Here is a 13,657-nt window from a genome sequence, read left to right as displayed (position 1 = left end):
GTGCCGCCGCCGGTCGTGCCGGCGCCCTGCGGGCTCGGGGAGCCGGAGGGGCCGGCGGCCGAGGGGCTCGGGGAGCCCGAGGGGTTCTCGCTCTGCTGCGCGCCCTTGCCGCCGGCCGGTGACGCGTTGTCCGTCGGGGTCGGGGAGGCGAACGAGATCAGGCCGGGGCCGGTCTCCTTGGCCGACTTGGTGTCGGCCTGCTTCGCCTCGTCGGACCTGTCTGCCGACTCCTTGTCCATGACGGTGATCGCCGTGACGCAGGCCGTCACCGTGGCCAGCGCGAGGGCACCGGCCAGCCACAGACGTCGGGTGCCGGGGGCCCGCGAGGTGTCCGGGGCCCAGCCGTTCTCCCACGAATTCTCTTGAGAGGGCCGGGACTTCTTGAATGGCATGCGCTGATTCCTCCAGCGGCGCCCATGGCGGGGCCGCGAATGCGGGGGCCCGGTGTGTGAACGGTGAAACACTAGTGGGTCTTGTGACGGGGGAGTAGCCGTTTGGGTGATCGCGTTCGATAACGCTTTCTCAACTGCCGTTCACAACACGGGGTATCCGGGGTTGCCGGATGTGTATGTGTGCGCTCGTACGCATGGGGTATCTGCTGCCGGCGTCGGGACGGCGTCCGTCGCGGCCATCGGGCTCGTGCTGTTCGGGGAGGGGCGGATCATCGACGCGGCGATGAGGGTCGTGCGGGAGCGGGGACTCGACGGGCTCAGTCACCGCAGTGTCGCCGCCGAGGCGGATGTGCCGAGCCGGGGAGTGATCTCGCCGCGAGCCTCGCGCGGTTGCCGGCGGCGCGGACGGACGAGGTGACGGCTCGGGGGGTGTTCGGGAGGGTCGTGCGGAAGTAAGGGGTGGGAGTGGGGGTGGTAGGTAAGGAGCGTAGGCCGGGGGCGTGTCGTACCGCCGTCGAGGGGTTCGTACCCTGAGACACCCGGCCGCCAGTTCGCTTCTGCGGGCATTCGCCGGTTAGGTTTCCCCTTATGAGCGACACGACTGCACCTGGTACCAGCGGCGCGGTGGCCGCCGGTCTTGCCACCATCGCCGCCGACGGCACCGTTCTCGACACCTGGTTCCCCGCCCCCGAGCTCGTCGCGGAGCCCGGGCCCTCGGGGAGCGAGCGGCTGTCGGCGGAGAAAGCCGTCGAGCTGCTCGGTGAGGGTGCGGCGAAGGCGATCGGGCCGGACGCGCGCCGGGGCGTCGAGGTGGTCGCGGTCCGCACGGTCATCTCCTCGCTGGCCGAGAAGCCGATCGACGCGCACGACGCGTACCTGAGGCTGCACCTGCTCTCGCACCGGCTCGTGCAGCCGCACGGGCAGAGCCTGGACGGGGTCTTCGGGCTCCTCGCGAACGTCGCCTGGACCTCCCTCGGGCCGGTCGCCGTGGACGACGTCGAGAAGGTCCGCCTGAACGCGCGTGCCGAGGGGCTGCACCTCCAGGTGACGTCCATCGACAAGTTCCCCCGCATGACCGACTACGTCGCCCCCAAGGGCGTTCGCATCGCCGACGCCGACCGCGTCCGCCTCGGTGCGCACCTCGCCGAGGGCACGACCGTCATGCACGAGGGCTTCGTCAACTTCAACGCCGGCACCCTCGGGACCTCCATGGTCGAGGGCCGTATCTCCGCCGGCGTCGTCGTCGGCGACGGCTCCGACATCGGCGGCGGCGCGTCCACCATGGGCACGCTGTCCGGCGGCGGGAACGTCCGCATCACCATCGGCGAGCGGTGCCTCATCGGGGCCGAGGCCGGGGTCGGGATCGCGCTGGGTGACGAGTGCGTCGTCGAGGCGGGGCTGTACGTCACCGCCGGTACCCGGGTCACCATGCCCGACGGGCAGATCGTCAAGGCACGTGAGCTGTCCGGGGCGTCCAACATCCTGTTCCGCCGCAACTCCGTCACCGGGACGGTCGAGGCTCGGCCGAACAACGCGGTGTGGGGTGGGTTGAACGAGGTGCTGCACAGCCACAACTGAGTTGTGGGCGGGGGTCGGTGAGCGTCTTTCCGGGGTCCGGGAGGGCGCTCACCCTCATGTTCGGGGCCCCTCGCTGCGAGCCCACTCCTCCAACACCCTGAAGTCGCCCTCCCGCAGGCCCAGTCGGGGGTTCACGTGGTGGAGGAGGGCCGGGGTGGGGTGGTGTGTTGTGACGTACTCCGTGTCCGCCGGGGACTGTTCGTCGTCCACCCAGGCGAAGGGGCGGCCTGCGGCGTACTTCAGCAAGTGCCGGGTTTTCCAGTGGACTTCGTCGGGGCGGTGGGCGAGGAGGTCGGGGCCGAAGTCGACGTGGGGGAGGGGCGGGAGGGTGAGGACGGGGGCTATCCAGGTGTTGGCCTGGGACATCCAGGTCGTCGCCCAGACCAAGTCGTAGGGGAGAGCGAGGAGGGCGGGGCCGTGGGCGGGGTTGAGCCAGACACGGAAGGGGCCTCGGTCCGGGGTGGGGGAGGCGCGGATCGTGGTGTAGCCGTCGGGGCGGCGTTCGGGTTGGGCCGCGTAGGGATTCAAGGGGCCGTCGACGTCGAGGAAGAGGAGGGGGTGGGGTGGCATCTTGCTTACGGTAGCGGGAGGGGTGGGGGTGCGGAGTGGGGATGGGGCGCTTGCGGCGATACGGGCGGGGCTGAAGAGCGGGGACGCGGGGGTTCGGGAGGGGTGTTGTCGCCTGCTCGATCATCTGGTCGATGTGGAGTCGATGGAGGAGTTGACCGGGATGGCGGACGATCCCGACGCGACGCGAAGGTCAGGGTCGCCGCGCTCCATGCGCTGGCGGGTGACCGGTGCAAGGGGGACATCTGTGCTCCGGGCGATGGCGGCCGAACTCGTCGCCAAGTTCGCCCGTTTCGAGGAGCGTGCGGCGGCGGCCCTGGTGGAGTCTCATACGCATGACCCGAGTCCTGCGGTGCCCAAGAAGGCGGGGTGGCGGGCGCGTCGGGGGTGAGGGCGGGAGAGTTGGTCAGCCGCATTCCTCGTACGCCGCTCGCAGCGCCTTCGTCGTCTCGGGGTCCGCGTCCAGCAGGGGGCGGCGCACCGGGCCCGAAGGAAGGCCCAGGTCTGTCAGGAGGGCCTTTGCTGTCACTGTGCCGGGGAGGTCCGAGGCCATCATCAACTCCGTGAGGGGGATGAGGCGTTGTTGGGCCTCAGCCGCTGCGGTTGTGTCGCCCGCGTCGAACAGGTCGAGGACTGCGCGGACTTGGCGGGCGGCGACGTTCGAGACGGTGCTGACGTAGCCCGCGCCGCCGACCGCGTAGAGGGCGAGGTTGTGTTCGTCGCAGCCGGCGTAGTACGCCAAGTCGGTGCGGGAGATGAGCTTTTGGGCGGTCAGGAAGTCGTAGGAGCAGTCCTTGACCGCGAGGACGCGGGGGTGGTCGGCGAGGGCGAGGAGGGTGTCGGGGGTGATGCGGGTGCCGGTGCGGGAGGGGATGTCGTAGAGCATGACGGGGAGTTCGGAGGCGTCGGCGACGGCGTGGAGGTGGGCTGCTACGGCGTCTTGGGGCGGGCGGCTGTAGTACGGGGCCGCGAGGAGGACGCCGGTTGCGCCCGAGTCGGCTGCCTGGGCGGCGAGTTGGATCGAGTGGTGGGTGTCCGCTGTGCCTACTCCCGTGAGAAGGGGGGTGGTTGGGCCCACCGCATCGCGGACCGCCCGCACCAGGGCCGACTTCTCCGCGTCGGTTGTCGTGGGGGACTCGCCCGTCGTGCCGGAGAGGACCAGGCCGTCGCAGCCCTCACCGATCAGGTGGACGGCGAGGCGCTGGGCGCCGTCCAGGTCGAGGGCGCCGGTCTCGGTGAAGGGGGTGATCATCGCGCAGAGGGCGCGGCCGAAGGGGGGTGTTGTGGTCATGGGGGTAGTGTCGGCGGACCAATGGTGAAGTTCTACTTAAATTTCCTACCGTGTATCGATTAGGTTTGCTGCATAGACAGTCCGACAACTATTCTCGTCTGGACAAAAAAAGTTTTCGGTGGGACGGTGGACCCATGCTGGACGTCACCGTGATCGAGAACCCCGAGGCGGCAGCCGCGACGCTGGACCCGATAAGGGCACGTCTGCTGGCGGAGCTGGCGGCGGGCCCCGCGTCGGCTGCGATGCTGGCCGGGCAGGTCGGGCTGCCCCGGCAGAAGGTGAACTATCACCTCAAGGCGCTGGAGAAGCACGGCCTGGTGGAGCTGGCCGGGGAGCGGCGCAAGGGGAACGTCACCGAGCGGCTGATGCGGGCCACCGCCGCGTCGTACGTCATCTCGCCGCTCGCCCTCGCCGAGGTGCAGCCGGACCCGGACCGGTTCCGCGACCAGCTCTCCGCGCGCTGGCTGCTCGCGCTCGGCGCCCGGCTCGTCCGGGACGTCGGCTCGCTGATCACCGGCGCGGCGAAGGCGCGGAAACCGCTTGCGACGTACGCGCTGGACGGCGAGGTGCGGTTCGCCTCCGCCGCCGAACGGGCCGCGTTCGTACAGGAGTTGACGGCCGGGGTGAGCGCGCTGATCCGTAAGTACGACGCGCCGGACGCGGCGGGCGGACGTGATCACCGGATCGTCCTCGGGCTGCATCCGACGCTGAAGCAGAAGCTGCAACAAGCTTTGCCCGGCACCGAGTTGAACGACTAGTCAGGAGTCTTGCCATGTCCCAGGGTGCGGAGAAGGAATTCGAGATCGTCCGCGAGTTCGAGGTGGACGCCACGCCGGAGCAGGTGTGGGAGACGGTGACGGGGAACCCCGGCGCGTATCTGTGGCCGATGGAGGCGCCCGAGCCGAGGCTCGGGGGGAGTGGGCCGTTCGGGTCCACCGTCACCGCGTGGGACCCGCCCCACCGGTACACCAACCTGAGTGACGACGTCGGCATGCCCGTCCAGTCCCGCAACCAACTCGACTACACGATCGAGGCGCGGGACGCGGGGCGGCGGGCCTGGGTGCGGTACGTGCACAGCGGGATCTTCGTCGACGACTGGGAGAACCAGTACGACGGGGCCGGGCGGCACACGGACTTCTATCTCCATACCCTGCGCGAGTACTTGGTGCACTTCGCGCCGCGTGCCGTGGTCTTTTCGGCCGCCGAGGGGCCGGCCGCCTCCGCCACGCCGGACGCGATGGGGGTCGTGGCGCGGGAGTTGGGGGTCGGGGAGACGGTGGGGGAGCGGTTGCGGGTGCGGGGGCCCGGGGAGTTCGACGCCGTACTCGACTATCGGACACCGGAGTTCATCGGGTTGCGGACCGAGCATGCGCTTGTCCGGGTGTTCGGGCGGGGGCGGTGGGGGGCTCCGGTGGGGATCAGCGTGCATGACTTCGCGGCCGACGCCGACTCGAAGGGCACGGAGGTCGCCTGGCAGGGGTGGTTGGACGGGGTGTTCGGGAAGTAGGGGGCGGTTACGGCCAGTTGGCCTCGGCCAGGTCGACGAGGCGGCGTACTTCGGTGGTCGCCTCGTCGGCGCCGAGCTCTTCGAGGGCTTCGGCGTAGGCGAGGAGGACGGTGGGGGTTTTCTGGCGGAGGGCGAAGTTGACGAGCGCGGTGACGCGGATGCGCAGTGCGCCCGCGTCTGTGCTGGGGGCCAACTGGGTTGGGGCGACGAGGAGTCGGACGGATTCGAGCCAGAGATCGTAGGTCTCGCGGGGGCCCGAGATGGGGGAGAGCAGGAGGGCTTCGATGAGGGTGCGCTTCTCGAAGAGGTGTATCGGGTCCGCGAGGGCTGTCGCTGCCTCCGCCGAGGCCGAGGTTGTTGATTCCTTCGAGGCTGATGGTGTGCCTGTGCCCGATTTCGCTCCGAAGGCCGGCTTCACGCCTGTCGAGGCCTTCGTGACCCAGACGGCTCCTGTCTCCCCCTCCGGCGCCCCCAGCCCGAACGCCGGTGGATAGGTCGCCGCCGACTCCGCCTCCATCTCCGGGAGTTCCACCGAAGCCGCCTTCACCATGTGGTCCGTCAGCCCGATGACGAACCTCTCGTACCCCGTGGCGTCCCCCCGCACCAGGTCCACCAGGCACGTATCGGTGTACAGGGCGCCCAGCGAGGCCGTCCTCAGCTGCAAGTCGGCGACTTCGGTGGGCAGTTCGCGGCTGAGCCGGGTCCAGAAGAGGGGCAGGATCGCGACCGGTTCCTCGGGGGCCGCCAGCCGGACCCGTTCGCGCATGACCGCCCACTCCCGTGCGCACCAGGGGCTGGTGAGGTAGTCGTCGGTGAGCAGGGCGACGAGGAAGCGGGTCCGGCCGAGTGCCGTGGCGATCTTCCGGTGCCAGTTCTCGCCGAGGGTGATCGAGCCGGCGTCGAGGAAGCCCCCGTGCGGGGCCGAACGCCCGCGTTTGATCTCCGTCTCCTGCTGGAGGCGCCGGTGGAACGACTCCACCAGCGGTTTGTCGGCCGGGCGTACGGCGTAGCTGGTGAAGAAGAACGGCGGTCGCTCGGTCATGGGCCCTCCCCGGGTTCAGGCACGGTCGAGTGGGCGGGGGCATGGGGGTGCGGTTCTCGGTACGCGCAGCCGCTGCCGCTCACCTGCGCGTCTCCGCTGCCGCTCACCTGCGCTGATCGGGCGCCGCCTCTCCCCGTGACCCGGCCCGCTCGGCCGGCACGTCCCGAGTGTGCCTGAAATGCCTTTGGCGGAGGCGATGTTCCGGGAACCGCGGTTCCGGGAAGCGGGCCGGCGAGGCGGTGAGGCAGCCGGGCGGGCGAGGTCGGCTGGGCATCCAGGCCGACGAGGTCACCGTCTGCCGTTGTGGTTCGCTCTCGACTCCCTGGCCGCCTTGTCCGCGAGGAGGCGGACGACGCGGGCCGCCTCGTCGTCGGACTCGCCCAGTTCCTCCAGGGCGCCGGCCATGGCGGAGAGGACGACCGGGGTGTGCTGGGAGAGGGCGAAGTTGACGATGGCGACGGTGCGGGTGCGGGTCGAGCCGGTGTCGCTGAGGGGCGCGAGCCGGAGGGGTCTGATGGCCAGGTTGATGGATTCGACCCACAGTTCGAAGGTGTCGCGGGTGCGGTTGACGGGGGAGCGGACGAGGGCCTCGATCAGTGTGCGCTTGTCGGTCTGGTCGAGGAGGCTGCCGGTGCCCGGGAGCTGGATGCCGTGCGGCGGGGTGTCCAGCGCGGTGGGTCCGAGCTGGGCCGTGTAGCCGGCGTAGCCGAACTGGAAGATGCCGTCGGCGGCGGTGAGCAGCTTGCCCGGACGGTAGTCCGCGTGGCGGGCGACGCGTTCGGCCTGCTCGGCGGTGAGGCCGTCGGTCTGTTTGAGCAGGAGGGCCTCGGCGACGGTCGGGCTGAGGCCGCCGAGGGCGAGCCGGTTCTCGCCCCAGGTCAGCCCCTTCGCACGGGAGGTGACGAGGCGGTGGCCGGCGCCGGGGACGAAGTGCTCGTAGATCCGGTCGGGGTCGAAGACGTCGTCGTACACGAAGAGCCACTTGCTGTCCGGTCTGGGCTCGGGCCCGCCGAGCGTCTTCGTGCGCAGTGCGCGCAACTCCTGGTACTGCCGCTCGATGCGCGCGGCCAGCCGTTCGTCGTCGGTCTCGCCGGAGCACTCGAACCACCAGGCCACGGTGTAGCGCCGGGTGAACTGCTTGCAGAACGCGATGGCCATCTGAGTCTTCCCGAAGCCCTCGCCGGGCTCCGCGTCGTGCAGCAGGACATGGCCGTACTGGGCGAACAGCTTCATCAGGTGGGCGATCTGCTCGTCCCGCCCCTCGAACGGCAGGCTCTGTTCAGGGATGTTGGATATGGGCGGCGGTGCCGTCGCCGAGCGGGCGGAACGCGGCAGCGGCAGTGGCAGGGTCACCGCGACTCCCCCTCGCGCTGACCCGGTACCGTCCGCCCGGTGTCCTCGACCATGTCGCGCAGAGCCTGCGCCTGACCATCGTCCGAACCGTTCAGCTGCTGCACCTCGACGACCCGGCGCACCAGCAACGGCCGTGGCTCGTGATCGATCTGAATGGGGATCAGATCCCGTGCCGCCGGGCCGACGAACACCTCCTCCCACTGGTAGGGGTCCGGTGTCGCGGCGGTGAAGTAGCTGCGGGAGAACACGACGACGACCCGGGACGCGGTCGCCCGCGCCCGCGCGACCGCGGCCGACAGCGGCTCCAACTCCGTTCTCCAGCGCACCTGGTGGACTCGGACGCGGGTCCCGCCCTGGTCGTCCGGGTCGCCCTCCAGCACCTCCTGCATCCAGTCGGCCCACGGCTGGTCCGCGCCGACGTAACTGATCGCCACCGAGCGGGGTTCGGCGGGGCGGTGGGCGGTGTCCGAGAAGTGGAGGTAGCCGTCGTCCTCGCGGAGTTCGGGGCTCAAGCGGTTGAGCCGGCCGCCGGCGCTCAGTTGGGCGACCGCCCGGCCGGGGGCGGGCTGACGGGCGGGTGACCGCTTCGTGCCGAACGCGGGGTGCAGGGAGAGCGGGCGGATGCCCTCCAGCGGTTCGAGGCCGACGGCGCGTGCGGCGGCGATGCGGCGGGCGAGACGGCCGAGGAGGGCGACGTACAGGTCGTTCGCCTCGGGGAGTTGGGACTGCATCAGGCCCGACAGCCCGCCCTCCTCGTACAGTTGGCCGGCCTCCGGGGCGACGTCCTCCAGATCGGCGAGGAACGGCCAGGGGTCCGTGATCGTCCGGGGCCGTTCGAGGCGGGGGACCGGCTTCCACACGAGGGGGATCAGGCAGTCGGCGACGGGCCGGTCCGTGAGGAACTCCTGGCTGCGGATGCGATGCCGGAACACCGCCCACTCCAGCCCGCAGTCGCGGTCGCGGAAGTACTCCGGGGAGTACAGCGCGACCATGACGCCGACCTGCGTGACCCAGCTCTCCAGCACCGGCCCCGAGCCCGTCTGCGGCCCGAGCACCCCCTCGACCCACAGGCCCTCCTGGGCCTTGAGCCGGTACTCCAGGTCGGCGTGGAAGCGGCTGAGTGACGGCCAGCCGTCGCTGCGGGTGCAACTGGTGTAGAAGTAGTAGTAGTTGACGGATCGCTCCACGCGCCCCTCGCAGACTGCCGCCGGGAAGCCGGCAGGGCGTTGCTCACCGGCCCGGACATGTGCGTCGCAGCGTCTGGCCCCCGGCCGGTCAGGGTCCCCCCGCTTTCCGAGGATAGGCTTACCGGACCGCCCTGGGTACAGTGAAGAGTGCCTGGCGGGCGCACGGGTCAGGCGTACGGGCACACGTCAGGCGTACGGGGTGATATTCGCCGACGTCTCACGAGTCCCGGACTTTAGCAGGGTCCGAGGGCGGTCCCGGTGTCAGCGCGGGGCCCGGGGAGGGGAGGCCGGCGTGACGACGACCGAGAGCGGCCGTGAAGACGGCCGGGAGCGGGGCGACTTAGCCGGACTGGCGGGGGAGCTGTCCGCCGAGCGGGTGGCGGGCCTGCCGCGTTCGGCGGTGGTGGAGGCGCTGCTGCGCAGGAACCGGCGCGACCCTCTGACCCCGCCGGGGTGGCACAGTGCGGTGTGACGCCGTACTGCCACCGCTTGCCTTCTCCCAGTTCGTCGTCAAACTGCACAGCCGCTGCGACTTCGCCTGCCCCGACTGCTACATCTACGCCCTGCGCGACACCGGATGGTCCACCCAGCCGCGCGTGATGCCTTATCGCACAAGGGAGTTGACGGCTCATCGGATCGCCGAGCACGTCCGCACCCACCGCCCGCCCCGTGCCCGCGTCATGCTGCACGGCGGCGAACCCCTCCTCGCGGGCCACCGCCGCATCGCCCACTTCGCGCGGGCCCTGCGCGGCGAGTGGCGAGACCTGGAGACCCCGCTGGACCTCGTCGTCCAGACCAACGGCGGTCGGCTGGACCGGAGTTGGCTGGACCTCTGCGAGCGGTACGGCATCCGGATCGGCGTCAGTCTCGACGGCACCCGGGAGGCGCACGACCGGCGCAGGCGGCGCGTCTCGGGGGAGGGGACCTACGACGACGTCGTCGAGGCGCTGGCGCTGCTGTGCGAACGGCCCGCCCTCTACGCCGGGTTGCTGTGCACCGTCGATCTCGCGGCCGACCCGGTCGAGACCTACGAGGCGCTCCTGAAGCGGCAACCCCCGTCCCTGGACCTCCTGTTGCCGCTCGGCACCCGGCAACACCCGCCGCCCGGACTGCCGTCCACCGGCACCCCGTACGCCCGCTGGCTCGCGGCGGTGTTCGACCGGTGGTTCGACGCGCCGGTGCGGGAGGTGCCGGTGCGGATGTTCGACTCGCTGGTGGACGTCCTGCTGGGCGGGGCAACGGGCACCGAGCTGTGGGGAGTCGGCGGTTCCGACGTCGTCGTGGTGCAGCCCGACGGGGCGATCGAGCAGAACGACATCCTCAAGGCCGTCCACGACGGGGCCGCCTACACCGGGTTCCACGTCGGCCGGCACAGCTTCGACGAGGCGGGCGGGCACCCGGGGTTCGCGGCCGAGCGGGCGGGGCTCGCGGGGCTCTGCGGAACCTGCCGGGACTGTCCCGTCGTCCAGGTGTGCGGCGGCGGGCTGCGGGCACACCGGTATCGGGCGGAGAACGGTTACGACAACCCGTCGTGCTACTGCGCCGACCTGCGGGCGTTCATCGCGCACGTTTCCGAACGCGTGAACGACAGTCTGCTCGCACTGGTGAAAGGCTGTCACAACCCCGTTACAGGGCAAGGGAATCCTCCTACCATGGGGAGGCCCGCCGGGGTCGAGCCGTTGCACTGAACGCCAAGGAATCGCAAGGGCCTGGGCGAGGTCCGGGGGGAGGGATCATGGTGCCGTACTACTTCGTCAGCCACGCGGTCGAGGGCGTGGGCCGGCGGGACGTCGAGCATTTCCACGCGGACGTCCAGAGCGAGATCCGCGTCCGCAAGGGCCGTGAGCCCGGGTACGACGGAGTCCTCGCCGACCACCGCCGCAGCGACCGCGCGCTCGCCCCGCCGTCCGAGGTCCCGGCGATGAACTGCCGCTGTCTCGTGGTCCTCTACTCCCAGGAGTACTTCCGCAGCCCCTCCTGCGCCTACGACCTCACGGTCTTCGAGGAGCGCCTCAGCTGGCGGCTGCACCGCACCGGCGACGCGTCCGTGCGGCCCGTCGAGGTGGTGTGGCAGAGCGCCGGGCTGCCCGCGCGGCTGGTGGAGGAGACCGCCCGGCGGTCGGGCCCGGCCACCGGCGCCGACTATCCCCGCAGCGGCGTCGGCCCGTTGATGCACGACCCGGCGGCGCGTGGCGGCTATCTGAGGGTGGTGCGGAATGTTGCGGAACGAGTACTCTCGGCGGCAGACCGCACACCACCCACCATGACCGCACATGATGTCGGGTACCTCACCCCGTTCCGGGGGGCTATGTCGCGTACATCTGCCGTCTCATGGGATGTGCACCTTGCCCCCGTACCGGTACCGTGGCTCGGCGGGCGTACGGGTACCCCGAGGGAGACGGCCCCGACCGGGACCGCGACCGAGCGGCCCGACCCGGCCCGTCGCACCAGATCGTGGTTCTCCTCCCCGGAGGACGGTGAGCGTCCCGTCCTTCGCGGACCGCATGGCTGACGCGAACATGTGGAGCAGCATCAATGAGCAGCGTGGAGCCGGAGCCGCCCGGCGCCGAGGCCGCCCATGAACCGGCGACCGTAGTCACGTTCTACTCCTACAAGGGAGGCGTGGGCCGCACGATGGCCCTCGCCAACGTCGCCTGGATCCTGGCGACCGAGGGCAGCCGGGTGCTCGTCGTCGACTGGGATCTGGAGTCCCCCGGACTCCACCGCTTCTACCACCCCTTCCTGAACGACCCGGAGTTGAGCCGCACCACCGGCGTCGTCGACCTGGTCCAGGGCTACGGCCGGGACGTCGAAGCCCTGCTGGGCCAGAGAGTTGACGACGACACCTTCGAACTGCGCCTGGGTGAACTCCTGTCGGAGCACACCGACGTCCTCGCCCACCGCGACACCGTCCGCTGGAGCGACTTCCACACCCCCGGCACCGTCGACTACCTCGGCCCCGGCATCCAGAACGACGAATACAGCGAGCGCGTCGCCTACTTCGACTGGGCCGCCTTCTACGGCCAGCACCAAGGCAGGCGCTTCGTCGAGGCGTTGCGCGAACGGCTGCGCCGAGGCCCGTACGACTACGTCCTGATCGACAGCCGCACCGGCCACTCCGACAACGCGAGCGTGTGCACCCTGTGGCTGCCCGACGTCGTCGTCGCCGGGTTCAACCTCAGCAACCAGTCCATCGAGGGCACCGCCTCCGTCGCCCACCAGATCCACCAACAGGCCCGCGAGGCAGGCCGGGAGATCCGCATCCTGCCCGTCCCGATGCGCGTCGAGCACGCCGAACCGGGCAAGGCCGGCCGCCGCCGCGCCTACGTCGAGCAGCGGTTCGCCGGACTCGTCGCCCCCCTCACCACCGGCTCCCTCGACGAGTACTGGGGCCAGGTCGAGGTCCCGCACCACCCCGCCTTCGCCTACGAGGAGATCCTCGTCCCCTTCACCCTGCGCCCCGGCACGAAGTCCCTCCAACTCGACGCCTACGTACGGATCGCGCAGGAGATCAGCCGGGGCAAGGTCTCCTCCGTGCGGCCCGTCCCCGAACCCCTGCGCCTCAGGTTCGCGGAACGCTTCGAGGAGGTCCGCACCCCCGGCCGGCGCACCGCACGCATCGTGCACGCCGCCCGCGACCGACTGTGGGCCGAGTGGATCCGGGGCGTCCTCGCCCGGCTCGGCATCAGTTGCGAGACGACCGCCCAGTGGGACGCGCACACCGCGCCGGCGGACACGAAACCGACGTACACCGTCCTCGTCGTCTCCCCCGCCCTCCAGTCCGCGCCCGCGCTCGACGCGGTCATCGAGCAGCACATGCGGGCCGCCGGACGCCTCGGGTCGGGGGACCGGACGGACTCGATCGTCGCCGTGCGGGTCGAGGAGACCCGCGTACGGCCGCCGCTCGGCGACCTCAAGGGACCGCACCTTCAGAACCTCGGCGAGACCGAGGCCGAGGAACTGCTCCTGGAGCACTTCGCGCGAGGCGACCGGCCCCGCACCCCGGGTTCCGGCGGGGTGCGGTTCCCCGGCAGCTACCCGAGGATCTGGAAGACCCCGCCCCGAGGCGCCACCTTCCAGGGCCGCGAGGATTGCCTCGACACCCTGCGCGACGCCTTCCCGCCCGGCCGGCCCGTCGAACCCGCGATCCTCACCGGCCCGCTCGGCGTCGGAAAGAGCCGTATCGCCCTGGAGTTCGCCTACCGCTTCGCCCCCGACTACGACGCGATCTGGTGGCTGCGCGCCGACACCGCGACCTGCGTCAGCGAGGAACTCGCCGCGCTCGGCGAGCGGTTGGGCGTCGTACGGCGCTCCGCCACCGACGCCGTCGCCCGCACCCTGGAGGCCCTCGCCGGCGGCTGGGGAGAGCTCCGCCGCTTCCTCCTCGTCTACGACGACGTCCGCCGCCCCGCCGACCTCGGCGGACTCCTCCCCGGCGGCGGCAGCCACGTCCTCATCACCTCCGACGCCGACGACTGGCAGTCCGTGGGCCGCCGGTTCGAGATCGGCATGCCCACCGAGGCCGAGGCGACCGAGCAACTGCGCCTGCACTTCCCCGGGTTGGACGCCGGCCTCGCCCACGACATCCTCGACGCCTGCGGCCGGCTCCCGCAGACCGTCGAACAGGCCGCCGCCTACGTCAAGAACGCCGGACCACCCCTGCGCGAGGCCGTCGCCGCCTACACCCGCGCCATGCGCGACCGCGCCGAGGGCGGCCGGACCGGCGCCGCCGCCGAACCC

13 protein-coding genes and 2 pseudogenes are annotated in these 13,657 nt (G+C 71.1%); 9 read left to right on the top strand and 6 right to left on the bottom strand.

Annotated elements, in window-relative coordinates:
• Positions 1–392, bottom strand: a pseudogene (locus ACVNF4_RS22865) (AbfB domain-containing protein); the annotation flags it as partial.
• 283 nt (positions 393–675) lie between these two features.
• Between ACVNF4_RS22865 and ACVNF4_RS22860 the strand changes: the two are divergent.
• Together ACVNF4_RS22860 and dapD are read left to right on the top strand one after the other, a co-directional pair.
• Positions 676–747: pseudogene (locus ACVNF4_RS22860) on the top strand (TetR family transcriptional regulator); the annotation flags it as partial.
• A gap of 233 nt (positions 748–980) precedes the next feature.
• Positions 981–1,970, top strand: coding sequence for a 2,3,4,5-tetrahydropyridine-2,6-dicarboxylate N-succinyltransferase (gene dapD, locus ACVNF4_RS22855; protein WP_461804737.1), 990 nt, complete (start codon positions 981–983; stop codon positions 1,968–1,970).
• Positions 1,971–2,024: 54 nt separating this feature from the next.
• Here the strand turns inward: dapD and ACVNF4_RS22850 are convergent, their stop codons facing one another.
• On the bottom strand, positions 2,025–2,540 hold the full coding sequence (locus tag ACVNF4_RS22850; RefSeq protein ID WP_461804736.1) for an HAD domain-containing protein: 516 nt from the start codon (positions 2,538–2,540) through the stop codon (positions 2,025–2,027).
• A 28-nt stretch (positions 2,541–2,568) separates the two neighbouring features.
• On the opposite strand from ACVNF4_RS22850, the gene ACVNF4_RS22845 reads away from it, so the two are divergent.
• Complete coding sequence (locus ACVNF4_RS22845; protein WP_461804735.1) at positions 2,569–2,928, top strand: hypothetical protein; 360 nt, start codon at positions 2,569–2,571, stop codon at positions 2,926–2,928.
• 15 nt (positions 2,929–2,943) lie between these two features.
• Here the strand turns inward: ACVNF4_RS22845 and dapA are convergent, their stop codons facing one another.
• Positions 2,944–3,828: a 4-hydroxy-tetrahydrodipicolinate synthase gene (dapA, locus tag ACVNF4_RS22840; protein ID WP_461804734.1), complete on the bottom strand. Its 885-nt coding sequence runs from the start codon at positions 3,826–3,828 to the stop codon at positions 2,944–2,946.
• A gap of 134 nt (positions 3,829–3,962) precedes the next feature.
• Here dapA and ACVNF4_RS22835 point away from each other — a divergent pair, with 134 nt between their 5' ends.
• Positions 3,963–4,586 (top strand): ArsR/SmtB family transcription factor, encoded by a 624-nt coding sequence (locus ACVNF4_RS22835; RefSeq protein WP_461804733.1) that lies wholly within the window; start codon positions 3,963–3,965, stop codon positions 4,584–4,586.
• Positions 4,587–4,600: 14 nt separating this feature from the next.
• Positions 4,601–5,335 (top strand): SRPBCC family protein, encoded by a 735-nt coding sequence (locus ACVNF4_RS22830; protein WP_461804732.1) that lies wholly within the window; start codon positions 4,601–4,603, stop codon positions 5,333–5,335.
• Between the two features lie 7 nt (positions 5,336–5,342).
• On the opposite strand, the gene ACVNF4_RS22825 is transcribed toward ACVNF4_RS22830, so the two are convergent.
• From ACVNF4_RS22825 to ACVNF4_RS22815, 3 genes are all read right to left on the bottom strand, one after another.
• Positions 5,343–6,377: a TIR domain-containing protein gene (locus ACVNF4_RS22825; RefSeq protein WP_461804731.1), complete on the bottom strand. Its 1,035-nt coding sequence runs from the start codon at positions 6,375–6,377 to the stop codon at positions 5,343–5,345.
• A 288-nt stretch (positions 6,378–6,665) separates the two neighbouring features.
• On the bottom strand, positions 6,666–7,730 hold the full coding sequence (locus ACVNF4_RS22820; RefSeq protein ID WP_461804730.1) for a hypothetical protein: 1,065 nt from the start codon (positions 7,728–7,730) through the stop codon (positions 6,666–6,668).
• Complete coding sequence (locus ACVNF4_RS22815; protein ID WP_461804729.1) at positions 7,727–8,917, bottom strand: TIR domain-containing protein; 1,191 nt, start codon at positions 8,915–8,917, stop codon at positions 7,727–7,729. The genes ACVNF4_RS22820 and ACVNF4_RS22815 overlap by 4 nt, the downstream gene beginning before the upstream one ends.
• Positions 8,918–9,209: 292 nt before the next feature.
• Between ACVNF4_RS22815 and ACVNF4_RS22810 the strand changes: the two genes are divergently transcribed.
• The 4 genes from ACVNF4_RS22810 to ACVNF4_RS22795 form a co-directional block, all read left to right on the top strand.
• Entirely contained in the window at positions 9,210–9,389 is a 180-nt protein-coding gene (locus ACVNF4_RS22810; RefSeq protein ID WP_461804728.1) for a hypothetical protein, read from the top strand.
• On the top strand, positions 9,379–10,605 hold the full coding sequence (locus ACVNF4_RS22805; protein ID WP_461804727.1) for an FxsB family cyclophane-forming radical SAM/SPASM peptide maturase: 1,227 nt from the start codon (positions 9,379–9,381) through the stop codon (positions 10,603–10,605). Before ACVNF4_RS22810 ends, ACVNF4_RS22805 begins: the two co-directional genes overlap by 11 nt.
• Positions 10,606–10,652: 47 nt before the next feature.
• The gene (locus ACVNF4_RS22800) at positions 10,653–11,429 is read left to right on the top strand and encodes a hypothetical protein (protein ID WP_461804726.1); all 777 of its coding nucleotides are present in this window, start codon (positions 10,653–10,655) and stop codon (positions 11,427–11,429) included.
• 23 nt (positions 11,430–11,452) lie between these two features.
• Positions 11,453–13,657 (top strand): KGGVGR-motif variant AAA ATPase (locus tag ACVNF4_RS22795; protein ID WP_461804725.1); only part of this gene is annotated, 2,205 nt, incomplete at its 3' end.

Source organism: Streptomyces sp. S6 (genome assembly GCF_054880855.1).
The sequence above is the reverse complement of the archived record's forward strand: the minus strand, read 5'-3'. Positions and strand labels throughout refer to the sequence as shown.